Genomic DNA, 24,295 nt, shown 5'->3' with positions numbered 1-24,295 from the left:
AGTCGCTTATTTTATCGATTTCGATTTAAAATGTAAGCGCTTAAATAGTTGGTAAAAGTCTGCTATACTTAGGATAAGTAATTATAATTAATAGCAAAATTAAAAGGGAAACACCATGCTTCCTTTGAAAGGATAATTGTCATGACACTAACACCTCGTATTTCAATCGCAACTATGATGACCGTTTTGCCACTAAAGGGGAAAATATTTTTCGAGAAAACAGCGAATGGCTATTTTACAACATCAGATATTGGGCCAAAGATAACCATTGTTGTTAAAGATCCAGCTGATGTTGAACAAATGTTAACAGAATTTAACTATGTTATTGATGAACATTCTGTTGATGAACATCAGAATGAACTCATTCAATACACTGATTTGGCATTGGCTGAATAAGCGAATTCATGAATGACAAGGTGAAAATAGTTTCTTAAAGCATATAATTTGAAAAAAATAAAAGAAGAGGCTGGGACAAAAGAAAATGTTCCGGCCTCTTCTTGTTAAAATTATATTAATTACAAGCATGAAAGTTTTATAGCATCAACGCGTTCCAAAAGTCTGAAGCCTCAATGTAACGTCATTTATGTTCGCTCTGCTTCGGCCAAAAATGGCGCAAACTACGTGTCACGCCGGCTTAAAAACGGCTTTTGTCTCGCTCGCTTTTAAATAACTGAGTATGTTGGATATCGGCGATTGTTTTTGTACCAGCTAATTGCATGGTAATTTTTAGTTCATGGTTTAAATGATTAACAACATCTGTTACGCCTTGAGCACCGCCTAAGGCTAGACCATAAATAATTGGACGAGCCAGGGCAACTAAATCAGCACCAGCTGCTAATGCTTTAAAAACGTGTGATCCTCGCCGGACACCACCGTCAAAGATAATTGGCACTTGATGATTAACTGCTGTGGCAATTCCTTTTAAAACATCAAACGATGCGGGGCCACCATTTAATTGACGCCCACCGTGATTAGAAACCCAAATACCTTGGGCACCAGCGCTGATTGCGAGTAGTGCATCCTCGGGGGTTTGGATACCCTTTATAATCACTGGTAAATCAGTGTAATCAATAATACGTTTTATATCAGAAATACCAATTTGATGGGCCTCATTGTCAAATACATCTTTACCGTGACCGACACCAGCATCTGATTGTCCTAATCCGATTTGATAATCTTCCAAATTGGCCATGGGTAGTGGAAAGTGAAAGTCATTGACTATGTCTGCCTCGCGATAGCCCTCAGCAGTTAGATCGGTCGTAATGACGATAGATTTGCTGCCGGCTTCTTTGGCTTTATCTAATAAAAATTTATTGAGATCGTTATCTTGGCTAAGATATAGTTGGAAAAATTGAGGCGCACCATGTCCTGCGGCAGCAGCATCCGCAATTAGTTTTGATGAGTATGTACTTTGTGTCATTAGTGATCCGGTAGCGGCCATACCTTCTGCCGTTGCGGCTTCACCACGAATATGTGCAATGCCTTGTGCTGCTGCTGGTGCCATGACAAGTGGGGTGTCCAACTGCAAGCCGAAGATATTAGTTTTGGTTTCCGGATTGCTAATATTTGACAATACATGTGGAAGGATTTGAACACGATCGAAAGCGGTCGTGTTTTCGCGCAAAGTCCATTCATCTTCTGAACCACCTCTGATAAATTCAAAGCCACCTTTTGGTAAAATTTCTTTAGCTAAATTTTCCAATGATGGTAAATTAATAACATTTAAAGACTGTTCCCGTTCACTTAATTCATAACCATTGATAACCGCCATAATTGTATCCCCCGAATTTATATTAACTTTTTTTAATTATTTTATCATTTTTTTAGCGCTTGTTATTTAAAGATTTAAAAAATATAACAGAATGATTTGCATATCATATTGTTCGGGTTATATTTATACGTAAGAGATTAAGAATTAAAGGGGTAAAGACATGACCGGTATTCAACGACAGGAAGCAATTAAAGCAGCACTAAGTAATCCAGATACAGTTATTAGTGCAAATAAATTTGCCAAACAATTTAATGTATCACGCCAGACAATTGTTGGTGATATTGCTTTGTTGCGAGCAAGAGGTGAGCAAATCATTGCAACGCCACAGGGATATCGATATCAAATGAAGCAACCACATCATACGATTTTGGTTGTACAACATACAGCTAGTCAAATTGAACAAGAACTTACTGCTTTAGTTGATGCAGGGGTTGTTGTGGCAGATGTGCAAGTGGATCATCCGGTTTATGGATTGTTAAAGGGTGAATTAGCGATTCAAACTACTGCCGATGTGAAGCAATTTATCCATCATTTGAAACAAACGAATGGTGAACCACTATCTACACTAACAAATGGACTACATATGCACAAAATTGAATATTCAGAAGTTGCGGATTTAGAAAAAGCAAAAACAGCTTTGAGAAAATTACACATCTTATATGAAAATTAGTTAGGTTGACAAGACACCCCCGCGTTGCTATGATTTAACCATTGAAAGGTGTCAAGACACCTAGATGGGAGTAGACTGGTTGTACAAATCAGTATTGTGGAACATTATGAGTAAGATACGGAAACTGTTAACAGTTACGGGATTGGCATGGTTGTTTGATGCCATGGATGTTGGTTTATTATCATTTATTTTGGTTGCGATTCAACAAGAGTGGCAATTATCTTCAGTACAAGTTGGCTGGATTGGATCGGTCAATTCGATTGGCCTTGCAGTGGGTGCCTTAACATTTGGGGCTTTAGCAGATCAAAAGGGTCGTAAGATGATGTTAATGACAACATTATTGATTTTTTCAATTGCGACAGGATTATCTGCTTTAACAGTGGGATTTGTTAGTTTTATTATTTTACGTTTTTTTGTTGGTGTTGGATTAGGTGGTGAACTGCCAGTTGCATCCACGCTTGTATCGGAAAGTGTACCTAAAGAGCGACGTGGTCGGATTATTGTACTATTGGAAAGTTTCTGGGCTGTTGGCTGGTTAATTGCTAGTTTGTTAGCTTACTTTGTCATGCCAAAATTTGGTTGGCGAATAACATTAGTTATTTCAGCGCTGACAGCATTTTATGTGTTAGTTTTGCGGCGTCATTTGCCTAGTGATCGTCAGAAAAACAATCTTTCACAAAGTTCTAAGGCATCAATTGGTGAAAAATTGGCGCAGTTGTTCCATAAAGAGCATCGTCAACAAACGATTATGCTTTGGATTGCCTGGTTTATGATTATGTTTTCTTATTATGGTATTTTCCTATGGCTACCAAGTGTGTTAGTCGGTAAAGGATTTAGCATGGTCAATAGTTTTGGGTATGTTGTGATTATGACACTAGCGCAATTGCCAGGATACTTTACTTCGGCTTGGTTAGTTGAAAAATGGGGTCGCAAGCCAGTGATTGCTTCATTTTTAGCAGGGACAGCGATTTTTGCAACAGTGTTTGGCTTCTCGTCTAGTTTAGCGATGATTATGATATCGGGGATGCTACTATCATTTTTCAATCTAGGCGCTTGGGGAGCCATGTATGCTTACTCGCCTGAATTATATCCAACATCTATTAGAGCAACAGCTAATGGTGCTGCTGAAGGATTTGGTCGTTTAGGTGGTATTTTAGGACCACTATCAATTGGTTTCTTTTTGAGTTTACATTTTACATTTGCACATATATTTAGTATCTTCAGTGTTGCTTTAGTTATTGCGATTATTGTGATTTTGGCTATGGGTAAAGAAACTCGTGGTACTTCGATTGAATAACAGAAAATATTTTGAAACTAGAGGTTGGGACAAAAGAAGATGTTCCAACCTTTTTTAGTTGACCTTCACGTTACGTTATCCCTTATCATGTATTTATGATGAAAGGAAGGGAATAACATATGTTATATACGATTAAAAAAATAGCTGAAATATCGGGCGTTAGTACTCGCACTTTACGATATTATGATGAAATTTCGCTATTAAAACCGGCACAAACTAATGAATCTGGTTATCGATTTTACGGTGAAAAAGAAATTAATCGACTACAACAAATCTTATTCTATCGGGAGTTAGACATAAAATTAGAAGATATTAAATTGATTTTGGATCAACCAAATTTCAGTGTCGAACGGGCTTTGACAGAACATTATCAAAAACTTTTGATGAAAAAAGTGCGGATTGAAAATTTAATAGCGAGTATAGAAAAGACAATGAAATATTATCGGGGAGAAATAAAAATGGCAGATACTGAGAAATTTACAGCATTTAAAGAAAAACGGATTTTAGAAAATGAGCAACAGTATGGTGAAGAAATTCGAAAAAAATATGGTGAAGATGAAGTTAAAGCAGCTAACAGGAAGTTTTTGCAATTAACAGAAGTTGATTTAGAAGATATGAAATCAACGGAAGAAGTACTTTTTCATAAACTAAAAACATATCTTACACAGGTAGATGTTAATAGTGAATTAGCACAAGAAATATTTAATCTGCACAAACAATGGTTGAGTTATACACTACCCAATTATTCACCAGCAATCCACAAGGGAATTGGTGAAATGTATGTTGGAGATGACAGATTTAAAAGTTATTACGATAGAAATGACATTGGCAGTGCAGAAGCTTTAAATAATATTATTCAGCATTATGCAAATTAACTATTTTAGTTTGTAAAAGCCGAAATTTTGATGTTTGATATTGAAAATGATAAGGTGCATATAATTAGTGATTAAAAAAAAGTAGTGTTACTTATTTTTCAGAATGTTTGTCAGGAGGTTTGCCGATGACAAAAGGTATGAATGAAACTGATAGTAGACGAAATGATTTACCAAAACAAGAACAATCTGGATCAGGTTTACAAAGCAAGATGGTTCCCATTCCAGATGATGGTAGTGAGAGCTATATTGGTCATAATCGCTTGCAGGATAAAAAGGCATTGATTACAGGGGGTGATTCAGGAATTGGTCGGTCAGTGGCGATTGCATATGCTCATGAAGGTGCTGATGTCGTTTTAAATTATTTGCCAGATGAAGAGTCCGATGCGCAAGATGTTAAAGAGCGTGTGGCCAAATTGGGTCGTCGTATTTTACTATTACCCGGTGATCTTAGAGAGGAATCTTTTAGTAAAGAATTGGTTGCCCATGCGGTATCCTTTTTTGGTGATTTTGATATTTTGGTACTCGTAGCAGGTAAGCAACATGCTGTATTCAATATTGAAGATTTATCAACAGATCAATTAATTGATACCTATACAACGAATGTTTTTAGTCTCATTTGGTTAATTAAGGCAGCACTCCCACACCTGAATAAAAATGGTAATATTATTACAACAAGTTCAGTACAAGCGAAGAAACCCCTACCATATCTGATTGATTATGCTAGTACGAAAGCGGCCATTCGTAATATAACTGAGAGCTTAGCAAAACAACTGGCGCCGAGACATATTCGTGTAAACTGTGTAGCACCTGGACCAATTTGGACCCCTTTACAGATTGCAGGTGGTCAACCACAAGAAAAGATTCCTGAGCTTGGTAAAAATACAGCAATGGGTCGACCAGGTCAGCCAGTAGAAGTTGCAGGTGCTTATGTGTATTTAGCTTCGGCGGATGCGACTTATGTGACAGGTGAAACCATTTATGTGGCTGGCGGATAAATGGATGGTATTGAGATAAAAAGCTGGGGCATTGACGCCTCAGCTTTTTTATCATGTATGTTCCATGTGAAACAATATAATAACTAACAGTGAATTATATTATTGATAAATTTTTTTCAGATTGGCCACATCTTGTGCAGATAAGGTTGTTTTACCTTGATCAACAGGATACATCACGGAGTCTTTACTTTGGGTGTGATCTAGTCCAAGTGCATGTCCAATTTCATGAATAGCGGCAGAGAGCCTTACTGGATAGGCTGTGTTAAGTGTCGCTTTACCGTGGTTGTAATCAGATCTGATTAGACCATACTGTGAATAAATTTTTGGTCCACCGATACCTAGTTCTTGCATATTGTTGGCATCACTGGCCGTTTTATTGTAAATACCAAGACGTAAGGTGTTTTTTGATTCGTTCTGTTTTTCGGCAGTTAGTTTAACGATACCCGTCTGATTGTATACAGCAATCGCCTGTAAGAATATTTGGCGAGTTTCTGATGGAACATTATTATCAAAATAGTAGGTGTATGTATTTGATAATTTTTTATTGATAACGATAGACTCTAAACCAGAATTGTCAGTTGATGTTGAACTCTGAGAGTCAGAATGTGTTTCGGTTTTACTATCAACTAAGAAAGGAATTTTTTCTGACCAAGTTTTTAAATCAGTTGTTAAAGTGACTAGTTGATTGTTAATTTGTTGACTAATGGCTGGTGTTTTAGCCCAATTATAGACAAGAACAGCGACAACGATTAAAACAATACCTTTTAAGAATTTCAATGTTGACTCCTTTCTGTCAGTTTAAGAATTGGCACTTCTCAAGTCATGTTGCATAATAACATATCAAGTTAAGAATTACCTTATAGTCTATAAATCTGAAGAAAATTTAGTTTTCATTTATTTTTTTCTAGTGGCATACTTAACTCGTTTAGTTTATCTTATTAAAAAAGTAAATGCGGTGGTATCAGCAGTTATGGCATGTGTTTCAAAACGTGGCATACTATAATACAAAAATAACGTTTATTTTGACTAACTCAATTGGAGGCAAATCTTGAAAACAAAAATTTTACTGGTTGAAGATGAAGAAGGATTGGCAGACTCTTTAAAGACAGAACTCGAATTGGAAGATATGGTTGTGATTTGGGCAAAAGATGGTCAAGAAGCGTTGAATTTATTTCATGAGCACGAACAAGAATTAAATTTGATTATTTTAGATTGGATGTTACCAAAACTAGATGGATTTAGTGTGCTACGAAGAATTAGAAAAAATAGTCAAATGCCAGTTATTATGTTAACCGCCCGTGATTATATTGGTGATAAGGTTGCCGGTTTGACCGGTGGTGCTGATGATTATATGACCAAACCTTTTGAAGTAGAAGAATTATTGGCCCGAATTGAAGTTAGTTTAAGGCATAGTCAGAAAACAAATCATCAAGCTAAAATATATACAGTTGGTGATTTAACGGTTGATACAACCACAAAGCGGGTGTCTCGTCATGACAAAATTATTCCATTAACGCAACGAGAGTATGAATTATTAGTTGTCCTTGTTACTAATGAAGATGAGGCTTGTTCTCGTGATGGCTTACTAGATGAAGTCTGGGGCGTTGATTTTGAAGGTCAACCAAATATTTTAGATGTTTACGTTAGAAATTTACGATCAAAAATTGATGCTGACCCTAGTAATCAAAAACTAATTCATACTGTACGCGGTGTTGGTTATATGCTGTCACAAAATGTGCAAGATAGGTAAAGCCGATGACAAATCGTAGAAAACGACAGCAATCGAGTGCAACGATTATGCTGCGTAACTTAATTACAATGGTGACGATATTGACTGTTTCCTTAGGTGTGTGCATTATTATTGCCGTTGGCCACCAACTGCTGGAAGAAGTTCATCAGACGACCGATCACATTACAACTAGTCTAAAAAAAGCAAATATTGATGGGGATGATGATTGGCAGGAATGGCGTCGTAATAACACATTGGATACTAGTGCTAGCTATGTTTATGTGCATAATTTACGACAGGATGCGAAACGCGAACGCTATTTCTCACCAAATGCACAGTATATTTTACAGATTAAACCCGTAAAAGTACCTTTTATTCCGAACCTTTACTATCGACCAGCGTTTGGCTTTTTGTATCATCGCGTCGTACACGCAAAAGGCATTTACTATACACTTTGGCAGAGCATGCATTCGCAATTGGAAGTATTATTACGCGTTATTTTAGTAACAGCGATACTTTTAGGCGTGACACTAATTATTATGCCATTATACATTCGTCGTTTAACAAAACGTCTGACGAATCCAATAGCTGACCTTTCGCAGAATACTAAGATTATTGCGTCTGCTAAAGAGCCGGGATCAATGAGGTTGCCAGTTCCTGAACAACCAACAGAGGTTACTGATTTAGCAGCGAATTTTAATGAATTATTGGCAATGCTTGATAAAAGACAAGAACAACAAAAATTATTTGTGATGAATGCAGCGCATGAATTACGGACACCGATTGCGACAATCAGAAGTCATGCACAACTAATTGAGCGACATGGTAAAGATCATCCGGAGATTATTGAGAAATCCGTGCATTATATCACAGATGAATCACGACAAATGCAACAATTGATTGATGAATTATTGGCATTGTCACGAGCAGACCAGTTGGTATTGGACGTGCATGATATTGATTTAAGTGACACGGTTACGTATGCTGTGCAAAAGCTTAATAACACGTTCCCACAGAAATTTGTGATGACCATTCAACCAGATGTGCATATGGTTGGTAATGAAAATGCAATTGATCAGGTTTTAAATAGTCTGTTAACGAATGCGTCAAAATATTCACCCGATGATAGTATGGTTGAAATACAACTTGAAACGGATTCGCAAGGCAAGTATTTAATTACGATTAAAGATCAAGGACAAGGTATTCGTGACGAAGATAAAACACATATTTTTGAACGATTTTATCGTAGCGCAGAAGTTAGGGGTTCGGTAAAGGGGACTGGATTAGGATTGGCAATTGCTGATCAATTGATTAAATTGATGGGCGGGACCATCCAAGTTAAAGATAATCATCCGCAAGGCAGTATTTTTATATTGACGATACCTGCGCATACTACATGATAATTGATAAGAAAGTTTCTCAATTTTTTGAGAAACTTTTTTTGTGCTCACAGTAAATCTGAATTTTATTCAGAAATAGATGTTGAATTAGTCATGTTTAACTGACAAAATCTGAAAAAAATTAATTTTTAATTTATTTTCTGTAGATGGGAAGAATATCAAAAGCTGTTTATCCTTTAAATATCGATAACTGAGATAGTTAGACCTAAAGGAGAAGATATATGTCTGTCTTATTAATTACAAGCCTGGTGCCAAATTTAAATCAACTGTTGCCAGGTTTAATTGGCCAATATGGTAGTTGGATTTATATTGGTTTGTTTGCATTGATTTTTATTGAAACCGGTATTGTGATACTGCCTTTTTTACCAGGTGATTCGTTATTGTTCTTATGTGGATCACTTGCTGCAATGAGCAATCATTCCTTGAACATTTGGATTTTATTATTAGCGCTTAGTATCGCTGCAGTAATTGGTGATTCCTTGAATTTTGAAATTGGTGAACATTTTGGAGAATACATTATGCGTAATGAGAGATTACGTCGGTTTATTAAGCCTAAATATTTAAGACGGTCGGAAATATTCTTTGCTCGCCATGGTAAGCCAGCCATATTTTTGGGACGATTTATGCCAATTATTAGAACTATCATTCCCTTTACAGCAGGTGTTAGTCATATGAAATATCGTGATTTCGCGAAGTACAACATTTTAGGCGGTGTGACATGGGTGGCAGTCGCAGTTGGTGCGGGATATTTCTTTGGCAATATTGCCATTGTTAAAGCGCATTTCGAATTAATCATGATAGCAATCATCGTTATTTCATTGTTACCAGCTCTTATTATGGCAATACGTAATCGAGGAGGTGTGACTGATGGCGAATAGACGTAAAAAACTTTTTGGTACAGGACTATTAGTTGTTTTTATTATTTTGGCTATCAGCGTGGCTCTTCATTCAGATTGGGTAAATGCATTTGATTCATCAATAACACAGTTGATGGCAAATGCTTACATGCCTTTGAATACAGCAATTTTTAATATCGTTGCATTTTTAGGTAGTCCATTAACAGTCATTATCTTAACGGCTTTGTTATGTGCTTGGTTGTTTTTTAAAAAGCAAGTTATGACAAGTCTTTGGCTGGGTGGCATTCAACTATCTGGATCTGCCATTACTGAAATAGTCAAGCAAGTGGTTGCTCGCCCACGACCGATTAATCAACTAGTACCAGATACAGGATTTAGTTTTCCCAGTGGACATACATTTTGTACGACCATTTTGGTCTTATCGGTTTTAAGTTTATTACTACCGAAAATTCATGATGAGGAAAATAAATTAGTTGTTAGATTAATTGGGATTGTTTGGATCGGCTTCGTGGCTGTATCAAGAGTTTATTTGCGTGATCATTTTGGATCAGATGTGCTGGCCAGTGTTATTTTGGCGACAGGCTATTGGTTGTTGTGCACTGCATATGAAGCACCAATAAAAAGCTTCATTCAGCGTTTTCTGCCAGAAAGGGTGAAAACATTATGAAAATACAAAAATTAACGATTATTATACCAGCTTTCAATGAATCAGAAATGTTAGTAAATTCAGTTCATCGATTGCTAGCTATTGAAGATCAGGTTGCCGAGCAACACGCTGATATGCTGGGAATGCGTGCTGATATTGTCATTGTTGATGATGGCTCAACGGATCAAACATGGTCATTGGTAGAAAAACTACATAAGGAAAATCCACGTGTTCGTGGTCTACAATTTTCCCGTAATTTTGGCCATCAAGCAGCTTTGTTGGCAGGATTGCAAGAAGCAGTTAAAACAGCTGACTTTCTGGTGACAATTGATGCTGATTTACAGGATGATCCTGAAAAAATATTAGACATGGTCTCAATGGCGATGGACGGTGACGAAATTGTCTATGGCGTAAGAAATAACCGAGATTCCGATACTTGGTTCAAGCGAACGACCGCGCAGGGATATTACTGGACATTGCATGCATTAGGGGTTGAATTAGTGCCTAATCATGCTGATTTTCGATTAATGTCTAAGCGGGCTGTGAAGACATCACGAGTTTAACGATTGCACCTGTCCGTTTGATTCTATGTCTTGGCGTACTCGCCTGTCTGCTTTCAATTGGCATGGTCATATACGCCATTGTGATGAAAGTATTAGGATTAACCGATCATGGCTGGTCATCATTGATGGTATCAATGTGGTTTGTGAGCGGGATTCAAATGATTAGTTTAGGTGTCATTGGTGAATATATTGGTAAAATTATCAATGAAGTAAAGGGTCGACCACGTTATACAATTCAAACGATTATTGAGTAGTACTGATAAAAAGGGGAAATAATGAAACGTAAAATTTACCCAATGTTTTTTTCAGTTGTGCTGATCATTTGTTTAGTTATTGGTACACTTGGAAACTTGATGAGATATTCAGGGATTGCGGTGTTAGTTGTTACCTTAATTTTATTTTTGATGACATACTTATTCGCAGGAGAGGTTAATCGACTATCATCTAAACATGTCAAATGGATTGTGAGTATTGGATTAATTGCTATGTTCATTGGGCAAATCGTCATATTATCAGTTATGCCGAACACAGTGTACCATGATCCTTATCGTGTCTTATCACAAGCTGACCAAATGGCAGCGGGTCATATGACATGGGGGATTACTTATTTTTGGCGCTATGCAAATAATGTGCCCTTAGCATACTTCATGTCTCTCTGGCTGAAATTAACACAGTTATTTCATTTGAGCACAAATGTAGCTATTCATACATTGAGTCTCCTGGTTCTTGACCTATTTATTGTTTTGTCATTGCGGACGATTTGGCAGTTGAGCCAGCGCAAAAGTTTATTGATTGGTGCAACGGCATTTTTTGTTCTGACACCATATGCTTATACCTATTACTTACAAGTATTTTATTCAGATTTACCAAGCATGCTGATATTATTACTTATTATGCGCATAATAATGCAATGGCCAAGTAAATCTCCAAAAAAACATCTGCTCACAGGTATTGGATTAGTATTTGTCAGTATGTTGGGCATGCTCCTTAAGTCAAATATTGTTGTATTAGTCCCAGCATTGATGATTCTTATGTTTATTTTATGGCATAAAAAGTTGCTGAAACAAAGTAAATTGTTACTACCAACATTGCTAATTATATTTGGATTTGGATTAAGTGTGCCAGCAACCCATGGTATTTACCAAGTCAGTCATTTTCATACTGAAACAAAATATGAATTTCCAGTCAGTCATTGGATATTGATGGGAGCAAATGAGCAGCATAAGGGGATGTACAGTGGTAACGATGTACACCGAGCAATTCTGCAACCTAATAAAAAAGTACGCCAACAATATGATCTAAAGGAGATTCCTAAGCGATTTGAAAAACTAGGTGTTGGTGGCACGCTTAGATTGTGGGTGATCAAGTTAGGCATTTTACTTAATGTTCGAGATATTCAGGACTGGTATAACGGTGGCTATCGTAGTGCGCCTACGTGGTATCAACAAATGGCGCAACCAATCAGGGTGATCATTATCTTAAGTTATACTGCTGCGACGATAGTTCTTTGGTTTACCTTGATTTTGCGCTTGTTATCATGGCGCCCGGACTTTAAGAATAATCAACAAGTCGTCGCTGTGCTGGCTATTATTACGTCATTAGGATATCTAGCATTTCATACGTTGCTCTGGGAAGCAGAAACACGTTATGGACAGGTTATCTTACCGTTAATTTTGTTCACATTGGCAGCAATACCAGTACCTGAAACAGAACGGAAGCGATTATTTACCAAATTACGGATAGTTGCGGTACCTTCATTGATAACATTGTGTCTAGTTGGTTTAGGATTTGCGATTGGCTTGGGTCATGAGCATCCAAAAAATACAGTTATTGCAGCACAACGTAGCCAATTGTCTGCGCAATATCAAGCAAAGCCATTCATGTTGGCACCTGGTAAGCAAATGACAGAAGATGTTGATTTAAATGGCCGTGCAAATTATTTTTCAGCCCAAGTTCATGCGGGTTCAAGGATTCATGTGGTTTTAGAAAATCGGCAAACACAGCAACGGTATCAAATGTATCGTGCGGGTTATGTCTATCGCTTGCATAAAACCCTTCAACCTGGTAATTATCGAATTGTTATGAAGAATATATCGCAAAAAAATCAAGCAGTTGACGTAACCAAGACTTACCACTATCAACTAAGCAATCATCCATTGGTAATGAATGAGAAAAAAGAAAAGTATGCATCCTTGGTATATACTTGCCTGTTACGTTATAAAGGTGGGTCAACAACAAATTCATAGATATAAAGCAAAGAAGTTGGGACAAAAGAATTTGTTCCAACTTCTTTTTGCTAAAAATGTATTAATTATCAGCATGAAAGTTTGATAGCATCAACGTGTTTCAAAAGCCTGAAACCTTGCTGTAACAACAATTAGGTGATTTTGGCTCTCCGCTTTGCTACGGCCAAAAATGACGCAAATCACGTGTCACACCGGTTTTAAAATAACTTGTGTTTTGCTCCCTTTGTTTTCACTTTATTAACTATAGAAAAGTTTTAAATTGATATCTTGGTCATAATTACCAAAACCTTTGCCAAATAGGGTGCAACCACCTTGGTTTTCAGCATCAGCTTTTATTGCGAAACGAATTTTGAATGTTTGCCTAGAAATATCAATGTCAGATAAAGAAATAGGGGTGAAGGGTTGGCCGTCTAGGTATGTCCCATGGTCGGTGATTCGGAGAATTTTTTGGATACCATATTGATTAACGTTGTCAGGTACCCAATCAGGTGTGTATTTACCACGTGTATCAGAAAAATCACCGGGACTTGTCCAAGTACCAATCTCAACATCATTAATGTAAAACGTAATATCTGATGGCCAGACATTATTAGAAAACGGGAATTCAGATCCTAACTCGATAGCTAGATCTAACATTTCAAGATGTTCATTTTTGGATAAAAAATTAGGAGACTGATATTCAACAAAACCGTTAGAAAACCAGATCATACCAGCATCAATTCGTTGTGGATCCATAAAATAGGCAGGATTATCTACTTTGCCGATATAATCATCTGGTCCTGCTAAACCACAAGATGGTTCGACAGAGAAGTCAGTATAATGACCCACGGGAATATTAGTTTCGTGAATATCGAAAGATGGATAAATTCGTTCAGGGAATCTAACTGATATATTATCTACTTTCAACATGGAAATTTTGTTATGACCATCTTTTTCAAAAGCAATAATACCAGCATCGGCTAAAATTTGTAGATGTTTAAGTGTGATGGTTGTACTAATACCAAGATGAGCAGCAATATCCCTAACATTGAGTTTTTCATGAGATAAAATTTGAATAATTTTTAAGCGCATTGGATTTGCAAGGGCTTTATAAACAGGTAATGAATTATCAGAAATATCTAGTTGCATTGACAATCTCCTTAGATAACAAAAATGTTTCTTATTAATTTAATAGTAACATAATAGTTGTTTTTAGATAAACAATCAGCGTTATTTAACCTATTTAAAATAACATAATAGTTATTTATATCATAAAATTCGTTGAAAAGATTAACAAAAATGTATTGAAAGCGCTTGCATGATGATTTAAAATAAACGTGTTGAGAAATAAATCACAAATTTAAAAAGGTGGTATGAAAATGACTGACAGTTATATCAACCCGTTAATTATTCAGCGAGCTGATCCATATATTTATAAACATACGGATGGTTATTATTATTTTACAGCCTCTGTTCCTGCTTATAATTTAATTGAAATTCGCCGTGCGAAAACAATTAATGGTTTAGCCCACGCAATGCCAAGGACGGTTTGGCGTAAACATGATCATGGTGAGATGAGCCAATTGATTTGGGCACCAGAAATACATTACATCAATGATAAATGGTACATCTACTTTGCTGCGACAGATACAACAGCATTAGATGAATTAGGTATGTTTACACATCGCATGTACTGTATTGCATGTGATAGTGCTGACCCGATGGTTGGTGAAGAAGTTTGGCACGAAAAGGGACAAATTATCACTGACAAAGATAGCTTTAGCCTAGATGCAACAACTTTTACTCATAATGACAAGTTGTATTATGTTTGGGCACAAAAGGACAAAGCCATTGCAGGAAATTCTAATCTTTATATTGCTGAAATGAGTAATCCGTGGACCCTTAAAACCAAACCAGTTATGCTTTCAAAACCAGAGTTTGATTGGGAAACAAAGATTTTTTCAGTAAATGAAGGACCAGCAGTTCTGCAACGTAATGGGAAAATATTTATTACTTTCTCTGGATCGGCGACTGATGAAAATTATGCCATGGGAATGTTGTGGATCGATGAAAATGACGATGTACTAGACGCAAACAAATGGCACAAGCTTGATCATGCGATTTTCCAATCGGATATGGCGAACGGCTTGTATGGCCCAGGACATAATTCATTTACCGTTGCGGAGGATGGCGAAACTGATTTGCTAGTTTATCACGTCCGTAACTACTTAGATATAAAAGGGGATCCATTATATGATCCTAATCGCCACACGATGGTGCAACCATTTACTTGGGATGATGAGGGATTTCCAGTATTTGGTAAGCCGGTACCGTTTAACATTGAGTAATTTCCTTTAATGAAAGAAAGGTGTAGATCATGGATCAAACACAAAATACGCAAAAAAAGCACTTTTGGAGTTTTTTTGGAACTGATGTCAGTTATTTCTTTATTTGGCAAATTGTACAAGGTTTCTTGGTACTTTGGTTAAAACAAGAAGCTAATTTAAGTGGTGGCCAAGCCGGATTTGTTTTTTCATTTTTGGCATTTGCCTCATTATTTTATCAACCAGTATTTGGTATAATTTCGGATAAATTAGTCTTTAAAAAGACATTGCTATTATCAATAACAATTGCTGCTATCCTCATTGGTCCATTTTTCCAATGGTTATTCATACCATTACTTCATTTTAGTTCATTATTAGGGGCGATTATTGGTGGCTTCGCATTAGCTTATGTACTTAATGGTGGTGTGGCAGTTATTGAATCTTATGTGGAACGCGCAAGCTTAGCCAATGGCTTTGAATATGGTCATGCCCGTATGGGAGGATCAATTGGTGGTGCACTGGCATCGTTCGTGGCAGGATTGGTGTTTGTTAAAAATCCATTTTTGGTTTTCTGGATTTGTTCACTTGCTGGTATTGTTTTGACTTGTTTGGTAATCTTTGGTGATCGTATTAATTTTGCTAACGCAGATGCGGCAGAAGGGGCAAGTTCAGCACCATTAAATGCTAAAACAATTTTATCTATTTTTAAAATTAAAAATTTCTGGATTTTAAGTATTTTCTTTATGGGAACATCAGCAATATATGATGTGTTTGATCAACAGTTCCCAGTATTTTATCAAACATTCTTCACGAGTGCTGCAGCTGGTACTGTAGCATATAGCCGTTTACTAACGACACAAATTGCGTTAGAAGCCCTATTAATGATTCCAATGCCTTGGATCATTAATAAAATTGGTGCTAAGAATGGCTTGATTGCTTATGGTGTGCTTACTTTTCTACGTATTACGTTAAGCGCAATTGCTCCTAATTTCTGGTTCTTAACATTTGTTCGTCTACTTGCATCATTTGAAATGCCACTCTTCTTAGTCTCAACAATGAAGTATATTGCCGGAGCGTTTGATTTAAGATTATACGCAACCATTTATGCTTTGGCGTTCAACTTTGCTAAACAGATATCGTTATTTATTTTCTCTACAGTTGCAGGTGATCTTTATGATAGTGTTGGCTTCCATACGACATATTTCATCTTAGCTGCATTAGTCGCTCTGGTAACGATCGTTGCGGTATTTATGTTGAAGAAAGAGAACCCAGCTCAGGCGGGTGAAGTCGCGGAGTGATAGAAATTTCTGAACTAATTCCTAAACTAATATAAAAGAAAAGGTCGAAACATTCTCTCCTGTTTCGACCTTTTTGATTTGAATTTTATATAAGTACTTTTTTAGGCTGATGCAAAAGCTGCTTTCCCTTAGCATAGTTTGCCTCACGTTCACTCTGGGGCATCATGCTACCACCCGTTGCCCAAACAATATGGGTCGCATTCTGAGTGTTAAATGCTGGCATATTTTTAATGGTTGGTGCAATACCGGTAAATCCGGCAGCAGCTGAAGGTTCAACGATGATATCCTGGGTATCTTGTAACTGAGCGACGTATCGATAAATATCATTGTCTGGGAAAGTGACACTGCCAAATAGCAACGTACGCATGACTTTACCAGCTAAACGTGATGGACGACCAACCGCCAGACCATCGGCGGCAGTCAAACCATCTAGGCCAATATCATAGACTGATATCTGGTCGTTTAATTTTGTTATCATGCCAAGTGTGACAGAAGGGACATGGGTCGGTTCACAGAAAATGGCGTGAACGTGTGGACCTAAGATTGTTTTTAAGCCAAAGGTAACGCCACTTGGACTGCCACCAACGCCAGCTGGCAAGTAAACAATGACAGGATGCTCCTGATCAACTCTAATCTGCTGCTCCTTTAATTGTTTCTGGAGGCGAACAGCAGCAACTGCATAACCTAAGAATAAATCATTCGATCCTTCATCATCTACGAAATGGATGTTAGGATCTAACGCAGCATCAGCACGTGCTTTTGGGATAACAGCCGAAAAATTGGTGTTAAATTCTTTAACTGTGACACCATTTTCACGTAACTTATCTTTTTTCCATTGACGAGCATCATGTGACATGTAGACGGTTGTTTTAAATCCAAATGTGGCAGCAACAATACCAACACTGAGGGCAAGATTACCGGTTGAAGCGACGATGACGCCGTAATCAGCGAATAACTGACGGAATTCAGCGGTAGCTAAAACACTATAATCATCCATGTAAGTTAAGTTGCCATGAGTTGTTGCAATTTTCTCAGCAAATTTTAGCACCTCGTAGATACCACCACGAGATTTGATTGATCCTGAGATAGGTAATTCACTATCAGCCTTTAAATATAAATGACCAGCAAGCTCATGATGATTCTGTTGTTCCCAAGCTGTCTGCATGTTATCCAATGAAATTAATGGCGATTCAATCATACCATTTGTTATTGCTGTTTCTGGGAAAACTTTGGCTATATATGGTGCAAAGCGGTCTAAACGAGCGACAGCATCAAAAATATCAGCTTTTGAAAAGGGAAGATCAGCTTTTAAAGCGTAGTCTGGATTGCGCCAAAAAGTTGGTTGTTCAGTGATTAAATCTTTAATTTGGGGATACTCTGTTACCAACGTTTCTAAGTTCATATGCTATCAATCCTTTCACCTTTAAATTTAAAATTATTATAACGCGACGAAATGATAACACACGTGATTGTGTTAGGGAACATGACATTAATAATGTTTATTTATAACTAGGTTATTCCTACCGACTATTGTAAAATTATGATAAAACTTATTGGGAAATGGAGGGCAATTGCCATGAAGTCAAATCGCCACATGGAAAATGTTTCGCGGATTGTTGTGAAAATGGGGACAAGTTCCTTAATGCATGGTAATGGCAAATTAAATTTGCAGGCAATTGATCAACTGAGTTACACATTAACAGGTTTGGTTAACGAAGGAAAACAAGTTATTTTAGTTAGTTCGGGTGCAATTGGCGCGGGAATGGGTCAATTAGGTCTGACAGAACGACCGGAACAAATTCAAAAACAACAAGCCCTAGCTTCAATTGGACAGAGCGAGTTGATGACGGTCTATCAGCAACGTTTTGCAGCTTATGGTCAGAGAATTAGTCAGGTATTACTGACCCATGATGTCTTGGACTATCCGCAGAGTCGAGAGTATGTGCATAATACGATGGAACAGTTACTGGATTGGGGCGTTATTCCAGTTGTTAATGAGAATGATACCGTGGCGGTTGATGAGTTAGATCATCGGACAACTTTTGGTGATAACGATAAACTGTCAGCAATTGTCGCGGTGCGGTCACATGCAGATTTGCTAATCATGTTGTCAGATATTGACGGATTTTATACGGGCAATCCCCATCAGGATCCGCAGGCTAAATTAATTAAAGAATTGCATCAAGTAACAGCTGATTCAATTAAAAGAGCTGGTGGTGCCGGCACCGTATTTGGTACGGGTGGCATGGCGACAAAATTAACAGCCGCTGCTGATATTTTGAAGCACAAGCAGATGATGGTCTTGGCAAATGGGGCTAATCCATCAATTATTTTTAATATCCTGAATGGTGAAGAAGTTGGCACGCTCTTTATTTCAGAAGAAAATAGTGAGGAATAAATGATGACAGATTTGTTAAACAGCATTGGACAACAAGCAACAGCTGCTGCCCAAGTATTGGCACAATTGTCGACGACAACTAAAAATCAAGCGTTGCGTGCAATGGCTGATGCTTTAGAAGAAAAAATACCTGACATTTTAGCAGCAAATCAAGAAGATTTGGCAGATACGACAGGTTTAGAAGATAAGTTCATTGACCGATTAACGTTGACGGCAGATCGACTTGCAGGTATTGCTGATGGTGTTAGACAAGTGGCTAACTTACCTGATCCACTAGGTAATATTGATCGCGGTTGGACAACAGAATCAGGATTAGAGATAAGTCAGAAGCGGGTGCCCCTGGGTGTCGTTGGGATTATTTATGAAGCACGCCCAAATGTGACGGTTGATTCTGCAGCGCTCTGCTTTAAATCTGGAAATGCGGTTATTTTGCGTGGCGGTAAGGAAGCACTACAAACGAATATCAAGATTGCTGCGGTTGTGCGTGAAGTTTTGGCAACATTTAATTTGCCACAAGATGCAGTCCAGGTGATTACGGAGACATCACATGAATTAGCCCAACGATTTATGCAGTTGAATCAGTATGTTGATGTATTGATTCCACGTGGTTCAGCACGATTGATACAGACAGTTGTGCAAAATGCGACCGTGCCGGTCATTGAAACAGGTGCTGGAAATTGTCATATTTATGTTGATGAGACAGCTGATTTTCAAATGGCTGAAGATATTATAATTAATTCGAAAACACAGCGTCCATCTGTCTGCAATGCGACTGAAAAATTGCTTGTTAATGCAGAAATTGCTGCTGATTTCTTACCACAAATTGCAGCAGCTCTGGCTAACAGTCATGTAGAAATTCGTGGTGATGAACAAACTTGTCAAATTTTAGGTGATCAGGCACACCCAGCTCAGCCAGAGGATTGGGATACTGAATATAATGATTATATTATTGCCATCAAAGTGGTGCATACATTAGATGAAGCTATCAGCCATATTAATCAGCATAATACGAAACATTCTGAAGCCATCATCACGACTAACTATGAACATAGTCAACAATTTACGCAACAAATTGATGCAGCTTGCGTTTATGTGAATGCATCAACACGGTTTACAGATGGATTTGAATTTGGTTTCGGTGCGGAGATTGGTATTTCAACGCAAAAGTTACATGCACGTGGTCCAATGGGATTGAAAGAGTTAACAACAACGAAATATGTCATATTAGGTCAAGGCCAAATTAGGGAATGAAAAAAGGGAGAGCGGACAAAAGTTGTTTTGAAGCCGGTGTGTAACGTAGTTTGCGCTACATTGAGGCTTCAGACTTTGGGAACGCGTCTATAGTATTAAACTTTCATGCTGATAATTAATACATTTTTAGCCCAAAAGAGGCTGGGACATTGATTGTTGTCCCAGCCTCTTTCATTTTTTATTCCCACTCAACAGTTGCAGGTGGCTTAGCTGTAATATCGTAGACTACGCGGTTGACGTGGTCAGTTTCATTGACGATGCGACGAGAAATTTCTTCTAGAACGTCCCATGGCAACTTAGCAAAGTCAGCGGTCATCCCATCAACTGAGGTAATCGCACGAATAGCAATGGTGTAGTCGTAAGTACGACCATCACCCATGACACCAACTGAACGTACGCCAGGCAAAACAGTGAAGTATTGCCAAACTTCGCTATCCAATCCTTGCTTAGCGATTTCATCACGTAAGATAGCATCAGATTCACGGACGATTTCTAACTTATCTTCTGTTACTTCACCAAGGACACGAATACCAAGACCAGGTCCAGGGAATGGTTGACGCCACACAAGCTCGTGAGGCATACCTAACTTTTCACCAAGTGAACGAACTTCGTCTTTGAATAGTTTGTTCAAAGGTTCAATCAATTGGAATTGGATATCTTCTGGTAGTCCACCAACATTGTGATGAGACTTGATTGTTTGTGCTGTATCAGTACCAGATTCAATGACATCAGTGTACAACGTACCTTGTGCCAGGAAGTCAATACCGTCTAGTTTAACAGCCTCCTCATCAAAGACACGAATAAATTCATTACCAATGATTTTACGCTTTTGTTCAGGATCAGTAACACCAGCTAGCTTGTTTAAGAAACGTTCTTGGGCATCAACTTTAATGATGTTCAAACCAAACTTACCACCAAGTGCATTCATTACTTCATCAGCTTCATTTTTACGTAGTAAACCATGATCAACGAAAATTGATGTTAATTGGTCTCCGATTGCTTTGTGCAAAAGAACCCCAACAACGGATGAATCAACACCACCTGAAAGCCCTAATAGGACACGCTTGTCACCAACCGTCTCGCGAATCTTAGCAACTTGTTCGTCAATGAAATCATCCATTGACCAATCACGATTTGCATGAACAGCATGGTCAATAAAGTTCTCCAGAATCTTCATACCGTAGACTGTGTGGCGAACTTCAGCATGGAATTGGACACCGTATAGTTGACGCTCAGGATTTTCCATTGCGGCAATTGGTGTGCTATCTGAAGTTGCGACAGCAGTAAATCCATCTGGTACAGATCCAACGTAATCACCGTGTGACATCAAAACAGTTTGTGTTTCTGGTGTGTCAGCAAATAGCGTTGAATGCTCATCAGTAACCTTCAAAACAGTCTCACCATATTCAGATGTGTTGTTTGCAGGTAATACTTCACCACCAGGCAACATGTGTGCCATTAGTTGCATACCATAGCAGACACCTAAAATTGGAATGTTAAGGTTAAAAATTTCTGGATCGATAGAAAATGCACCGTCAGCATAAACGGAATTAGGACCACCCGAGAAAATTAGGCCTTTGGGTTGAAGTTCTTTAATTTCAGCTGCGGTAATAGTGTGTGGCTTTAATTCAGAATATACGCCCAATTCACGAATGCGACGTGAAATGAGTTGATTATATTGAGAACCAAAGTCCAAAACAAGAATACTATCGTGTATATCTGTGTTGGCCATGATATCCCCCATTTAAATTGATAATTCTATTATACGTAATTTGTGATAAATTTCAATGCGATTTTAAATTAATGTTCGTTATTAAAGTGACAATTTGATTAAAAAATTCTAATGATTAATATAGTTAAAATTAATCTAAATTAATGTTTTATTCATTAAGTAAAACGTTTATGTATATTTTATATTTATGTAAAAATTAGCTTGCATTCCATCTTTTAGACCGCTATAGTAGATAAAATTATATATTCTTAAAGAACTCTTAAATGAGTGGTTGGGTTGAGGGCTTAATACTTGGAGGTATTATAAAAATGGTTTCACGTCGAATGATGATTGTTGGTGGTGTAGTGGTGGTTGTTATCGCTGGTATCGGTATCGCGTCAATGAACGGTGATCAATCAAAAAGTAAAAATCACTTTACTGCAGCGATGGTTTCTGATACAAATGGTGTGAATGACAAGGGTTTTAACCAAAGTGCTTGGGAAGGATTGCAAAAATGGGGTAAGCAAAATCACTTAACCAAGGGTAAAGATGGCTATGATTATTTCCAGCCTAAGACAGTTGCGGATTATGATACGCAATTAACGCAAGCTGCAACAGCAAAATATGATTTGGTAGCAGCCATTGGTAATACATTCAAGGATTCTGTCGAAACAGTTGCTGATAAGCAACCAAAAACAAAGTTTGTTTTGGTTGATGAGCAAGCTGATAAAAAGTATAAAAATGTTGCTTCAGTTAAATTTCACTCGGAACAATCGTCGTATTTAGTAGGTGTGGCAGCTGCAAAGAAAGCCCAAGAAGTTGGTGATAAAACAGTTGGGTTTATTGGTGGTATGCGAAATTCAGTAATTGAATCATTTTTGGCAGGTTATCAAGCTGGTGTAAAATCAGTTGATCCAAGTATTAAGGTCGATGCAACATATGCAGGGACGTTCTCTGATCCTGCGAAAGGCCAAACGATTGCCAAGGCCAAAATTGCACAAGGAGAACATGTTATTTTCCAAGCTGCTGGTGGTGTTGGTAATGGTGTGTTCCAAGCAGCAAAAGATCAAAGTGCAACTTTGGTTTCTGGTTCAAAAGAAAAAGTTTGGGTCATTGGTGTTGATCTTGATCAAACAAACATGGGTAACTACAAAACCAAAGACGGGAAACAAGACAATTTGACATTGACGTCTTCACTAACGGGAATCGGACGTGGTGTACAACTAATTACGAAGGATGCACAGCATCATAAATTCCCCGGTGGTAAAACCGTTTATTATGGTTTGAAAGAAGGTGGTGTTGGTGTTGTCACTAAGAATCTAAGTGATGATGAGAAAAAGTCTGTTGATTCTGCTAAAAGCAAAATTATTAATGGAAATATTAAAGTTCCAACAATACCAACAAAATAGTCACGACAAGTGTATCTAATATGTATTAAAAATGTGTTCGAAGTAGTTTTGAATCTTTTTTGTGCACTGTATATTTTCAATATATGCTATTTTTTATGAGCAAGTGTTGCGAAAAATATGACAGGATTAAGTATAATGGACTACGATAGTCAGATAAAAAGATAAAAGTGCCAGACTAAAGAGGGAACTCGTTAATATGAATACGAAACGAAACACAATGAGTGTTAAAAAAATACGTCAAATGATTGGTGGAGAAGCTGGTCTTGATTGGGTAGCAGATCAATTAACATCCGTTGCACAGATGTATCAACTTTATGAATCTGCACAACATGAAATTTCCACAAAACTAGAAAACTTGGACGCAGAATTTGAAGTGAACTATAATCATAATCCGATTCATCATATTGATGGTCGTATGAAAGATCCACAAAGTTTAATGGGGAAAATTCAAAAAAAAGGTCTTGATCGATCAGTTAATTCTATTAAGAATAATATTTTTGATATTGCAGGATTGCGAGTTATCACGAATTATATAGATGATATCTATACTGTTGAAAAATTACTCTCACAACAAGATGATGTTGAGGTAATCAAGCGTAAGGATTATATTAAAAATCCTAAAGAGAGTGGCTATCGCAGTTTACACTTAGTTGTAAAGGTGCCAGTATTTAAAGCTCATGATGTTGAAACAGTACCGGTCGAAATTCAAATTCGAACAATCGGTATGGATATGTGGGCAAGTCTTGAACATGAATTGCGTTATAAGACAGATGTTGATCGTGCGGAAGAATTTGCATCTAATCTAGTAGACAATGCTAATGCGCTATTTGAAATTGAACAAAACTTCCAAGATATACATCACCAATTATAAAGAAA

General features: G+C 37.5%; 21 protein-coding genes and 1 pseudogene. 17 read left to right on the top strand and 5 right to left on the bottom strand.

The window, feature by feature from the left end; genetic code table 11:
• Positions 1-141: 141 nt before the first annotated feature.
• A complete protein-coding gene (locus ACQ4QH_RS09660) occupies positions 142-396 on the top strand; it encodes a hypothetical protein (protein WP_439818695.1) in 255 nt (84 codons plus the stop codon).
• Between the two features lie 238 nt (positions 397-634).
• Here the strand turns inward: ACQ4QH_RS09660 and ACQ4QH_RS09655 are convergent, their stop codons facing one another.
• Positions 635-1,771: an alpha-hydroxy-acid oxidizing protein gene (locus ACQ4QH_RS09655; RefSeq protein WP_439818694.1), complete on the bottom strand. Its 1,137-nt coding sequence runs from the start codon at positions 1,769-1,771 to the stop codon at positions 635-637.
• 160 nt (positions 1,772-1,931) lie between these two features.
• Here ACQ4QH_RS09655 and ACQ4QH_RS09650 point away from each other — a divergent pair, with 160 nt between their 5' ends.
• The 4 genes from ACQ4QH_RS09650 to ACQ4QH_RS09635 all read left to right on the top strand — a co-directional run bounded on the left by ACQ4QH_RS09650 (position 1,932) and on the right by ACQ4QH_RS09635 (position 5,608).
• A complete protein-coding gene (locus tag ACQ4QH_RS09650) occupies positions 1,932-2,441 on the top strand; it encodes a 3H domain-containing protein (protein WP_439818693.1) in 510 nt (169 codons plus the stop codon).
• Between the two features lie 106 nt (positions 2,442-2,547).
• On the top strand, positions 2,548-3,738 hold the full coding sequence (locus ACQ4QH_RS09645; protein ID WP_439818692.1) for an MFS transporter: 1,191 nt from the start codon (positions 2,548-2,550) through the stop codon (positions 3,736-3,738).
• A gap of 119 nt (positions 3,739-3,857) precedes the next feature.
• Positions 3,858-4,613, top strand: coding sequence for a MerR family transcriptional regulator (locus ACQ4QH_RS09640; protein WP_439818691.1), 756 nt, complete (start codon positions 3,858-3,860; stop codon positions 4,611-4,613).
• A 125-nt stretch (positions 4,614-4,738) separates the two neighbouring features.
• Complete coding sequence (locus ACQ4QH_RS09635) at positions 4,739-5,608, top strand: SDR family oxidoreductase (protein WP_439818690.1); 870 nt, start codon at positions 4,739-4,741, stop codon at positions 5,606-5,608.
• Positions 5,609-5,707: 99 nt separating this feature from the next.
• On the opposite strand, the gene ACQ4QH_RS09630 is transcribed toward ACQ4QH_RS09635, so the two are convergent.
• Positions 5,708-6,385, bottom strand: a complete 678-nt coding sequence (locus tag ACQ4QH_RS09630; RefSeq protein ID WP_439818689.1) for a matrixin family metalloprotease — start codon at positions 6,383-6,385, stop codon at positions 5,708-5,710.
• 271 nt (positions 6,386-6,656) lie between these two features.
• Between ACQ4QH_RS09630 and ACQ4QH_RS09625 the strand changes: the two genes are divergently transcribed.
• The 6 genes and pseudogenes from ACQ4QH_RS09625 to ACQ4QH_RS09600 all read left to right on the top strand — a co-directional run bounded on the left by ACQ4QH_RS09625 (position 6,657) and on the right by ACQ4QH_RS09600 (position 13,049).
• Positions 6,657-7,358, top strand: a complete 702-nt coding sequence (locus ACQ4QH_RS09625; RefSeq protein WP_439818688.1) for a response regulator transcription factor — start codon at positions 6,657-6,659, stop codon at positions 7,356-7,358.
• Between the two features lie 5 nt (positions 7,359-7,363).
• Positions 7,364-8,737: a sensor histidine kinase gene (locus ACQ4QH_RS09620; protein WP_439818687.1), complete on the top strand. Its 1,374-nt coding sequence runs from the start codon at positions 7,364-7,366 to the stop codon at positions 8,735-8,737.
• Between the two features lie 221 nt (positions 8,738-8,958).
• Positions 8,959-9,615: a VTT domain-containing protein gene (locus tag ACQ4QH_RS09615; protein ID WP_439818686.1), complete on the top strand. Its 657-nt coding sequence runs from the start codon at positions 8,959-8,961 to the stop codon at positions 9,613-9,615.
• Positions 9,605-10,261 carry a phosphatase PAP2 family protein gene (locus ACQ4QH_RS09610; RefSeq protein ID WP_439818685.1) on the top strand — a complete coding sequence of 219 codons (657 nt, stop codon included), beginning with the start codon at positions 9,605-9,607 and terminating at the stop codon, positions 10,259-10,261. Before ACQ4QH_RS09615 ends, ACQ4QH_RS09610 begins: the two co-directional genes overlap by 11 nt.
• A pseudogene (locus tag ACQ4QH_RS09605) lies at positions 10,258-11,057 on the top strand (glycosyltransferase family 2 protein). The gene ACQ4QH_RS09610 and the pseudogene ACQ4QH_RS09605 overlap by 4 nt, the downstream one beginning before the upstream one ends.
• Positions 11,058-11,078: 21 nt before the next feature.
• A complete protein-coding gene (locus ACQ4QH_RS09600) occupies positions 11,079-13,049 on the top strand; it encodes a hypothetical protein (protein WP_439818684.1) in 1,971 nt (656 codons plus the stop codon).
• Between the two features lie 237 nt (positions 13,050-13,286).
• Here the strand turns inward: ACQ4QH_RS09600 and ACQ4QH_RS09595 are convergent, their stop codons facing one another.
• Complete coding sequence (locus tag ACQ4QH_RS09595) at positions 13,287-14,177, bottom strand: ArsR/SmtB family transcription factor (RefSeq protein ID WP_002828201.1); 891 nt, start codon at positions 14,175-14,177, stop codon at positions 13,287-13,289.
• A gap of 224 nt (positions 14,178-14,401) precedes the next feature.
• On the opposite strand from ACQ4QH_RS09595, the gene ACQ4QH_RS09590 reads away from it, so the two are divergent.
• Together ACQ4QH_RS09590 and ACQ4QH_RS09585 are read left to right on the top strand one after the other, a co-directional pair.
• Entirely contained in the window at positions 14,402-15,376 is a 975-nt protein-coding gene (locus tag ACQ4QH_RS09590) for a glycoside hydrolase family 43 protein (protein WP_439818683.1), read from the top strand.
• A gap of 29 nt (positions 15,377-15,405) precedes the next feature.
• The gene (locus tag ACQ4QH_RS09585; protein WP_439818682.1) at positions 15,406-16,650 is read left to right on the top strand and encodes an oligosaccharide MFS transporter; all 1,245 of its coding nucleotides are present in this window, start codon (positions 15,406-15,408) and stop codon (positions 16,648-16,650) included.
• Positions 16,651-16,735: 85 nt separating this feature from the next.
• Here ACQ4QH_RS09585 and ACQ4QH_RS09580 read toward each other — a convergent pair whose 3' ends face one another.
• Positions 16,736-18,052, bottom strand: a complete 1,317-nt coding sequence (locus tag ACQ4QH_RS09580) for a D-serine ammonia-lyase (protein ID WP_439818681.1) — start codon at positions 18,050-18,052, stop codon at positions 16,736-16,738.
• A gap of 174 nt (positions 18,053-18,226) precedes the next feature.
• Here ACQ4QH_RS09580 and proB point away from each other — a divergent pair, with 174 nt between their 5' ends.
• Positions 18,227-19,048 (top strand): glutamate 5-kinase, encoded by an 822-nt coding sequence (gene proB / locus ACQ4QH_RS09575; RefSeq protein WP_439818680.1) that lies wholly within the window; start codon positions 18,227-18,229, stop codon positions 19,046-19,048.
• A gap of 3 nt (positions 19,049-19,051) precedes the next feature.
• Positions 19,052-20,299, top strand: coding sequence for a glutamate-5-semialdehyde dehydrogenase (locus tag ACQ4QH_RS09570; RefSeq protein WP_439819523.1), 1,248 nt, complete (start codon positions 19,052-19,054; stop codon positions 20,297-20,299).
• A gap of 178 nt (positions 20,300-20,477) precedes the next feature.
• Here ACQ4QH_RS09570 and guaA read toward each other — a convergent pair whose 3' ends face one another.
• Positions 20,478-22,031, bottom strand: coding sequence for a glutamine-hydrolyzing GMP synthase (gene guaA / locus ACQ4QH_RS09565; RefSeq protein ID WP_439818679.1), 1,554 nt, complete (start codon positions 22,029-22,031; stop codon positions 20,478-20,480).
• A 308-nt stretch (positions 22,032-22,339) separates the two neighbouring features.
• Between guaA and ACQ4QH_RS09560 the strand changes: the two genes are divergently transcribed.
• Positions 22,340-23,419 (top strand): BMP family lipoprotein, encoded by a 1,080-nt coding sequence (locus tag ACQ4QH_RS09560; RefSeq protein WP_439818678.1) that lies wholly within the window; start codon positions 22,340-22,342, stop codon positions 23,417-23,419.
• Positions 23,420-23,615: 196 nt separating this feature from the next.
• Positions 23,616-24,290 (top strand): GTP pyrophosphokinase, encoded by a 675-nt coding sequence (locus ACQ4QH_RS09555; protein WP_439818677.1) that lies wholly within the window; start codon positions 23,616-23,618, stop codon positions 24,288-24,290.
• Positions 24,291-24,295: the final 5 nt, after the last annotated feature.

The organism is Weissella paramesenteroides, from assembly GCF_051903945.1.
Classification (GTDB): domain Bacteria; phylum Bacillota; class Bacilli; order Lactobacillales; family Lactobacillaceae; genus Weissella; species Weissella paramesenteroides_A.
The sequence above is the reverse complement of the archived record's forward strand: the minus strand, read 5'-3'. Positions and strand labels throughout refer to the sequence as shown.

Coding starts and splice junctions, on each gene's coding strand:
- ACQ4QH_RS09660 (WP_439818695.1), top strand. CDS start 142: ATGACACTAACACCTCGTATTTCAATCGCAACTATGATGACCGTTTTG.
- ACQ4QH_RS09655 (WP_439818694.1), bottom strand. CDS start 1,771: ATGGCGGTTATCAATGGTTATGAATTAAGTGAACGGGAACAGTCTTTA.
- ACQ4QH_RS09650 (WP_439818693.1), top strand. CDS start 1,932: ATGACCGGTATTCAACGACAGGAAGCAATTAAAGCAGCACTAAGTAAT.
- ACQ4QH_RS09645 (WP_439818692.1), top strand. CDS start 2,548: ATGAGTAAGATACGGAAACTGTTAACAGTTACGGGATTGGCATGGTTG.
- ACQ4QH_RS09640 (WP_439818691.1), top strand. CDS start 3,858: ATGTTATATACGATTAAAAAAATAGCTGAAATATCGGGCGTTAGTACT.
- ACQ4QH_RS09635 (WP_439818690.1), top strand. CDS start 4,739: ATGACAAAAGGTATGAATGAAACTGATAGTAGACGAAATGATTTACCA.
- ACQ4QH_RS09620 (WP_439818687.1), top strand. CDS start 7,364: ATGACAAATCGTAGAAAACGACAGCAATCGAGTGCAACGATTATGCTG.
- ACQ4QH_RS09615 (WP_439818686.1), top strand. CDS start 8,959: ATGTCTGTCTTATTAATTACAAGCCTGGTGCCAAATTTAAATCAACTG.
- ACQ4QH_RS09610 (WP_439818685.1), top strand. CDS start 9,605: ATGGCGAATAGACGTAAAAAACTTTTTGGTACAGGACTATTAGTTGTT.
- ACQ4QH_RS09600 (WP_439818684.1), top strand. CDS start 11,079: ATGAAACGTAAAATTTACCCAATGTTTTTTTCAGTTGTGCTGATCATT.
- ACQ4QH_RS09595 (WP_002828201.1), bottom strand. CDS start 14,177: ATGCAACTAGATATTTCTGATAATTCATTACCTGTTTATAAAGCCCTT.
- ACQ4QH_RS09590 (WP_439818683.1), top strand. CDS start 14,402: ATGAAAATGACTGACAGTTATATCAACCCGTTAATTATTCAGCGAGCT.
- ACQ4QH_RS09585 (WP_439818682.1), top strand. CDS start 15,406: ATGGATCAAACACAAAATACGCAAAAAAAGCACTTTTGGAGTTTTTTT.
- ACQ4QH_RS09580 (WP_439818681.1), bottom strand. CDS start 18,052: ATGAACTTAGAAACGTTGGTAACAGAGTATCCCCAAATTAAAGATTTA.
- proB (WP_439818680.1), top strand. CDS start 18,227: ATGAAGTCAAATCGCCACATGGAAAATGTTTCGCGGATTGTTGTGAAA.
- ACQ4QH_RS09570 (WP_439819523.1), top strand. CDS start 19,052: ATGACAGATTTGTTAAACAGCATTGGACAACAAGCAACAGCTGCTGCC.
- guaA (WP_439818679.1), bottom strand. CDS start 22,031: ATGGCCAACACAGATATACACGATAGTATTCTTGTTTTGGACTTTGGT.
- ACQ4QH_RS09560 (WP_439818678.1), top strand. CDS start 22,340: ATGGTTTCACGTCGAATGATGATTGTTGGTGGTGTAGTGGTGGTTGTT.
- ACQ4QH_RS09555 (WP_439818677.1), top strand. CDS start 23,616: ATGAATACGAAACGAAACACAATGAGTGTTAAAAAAATACGTCAAATG.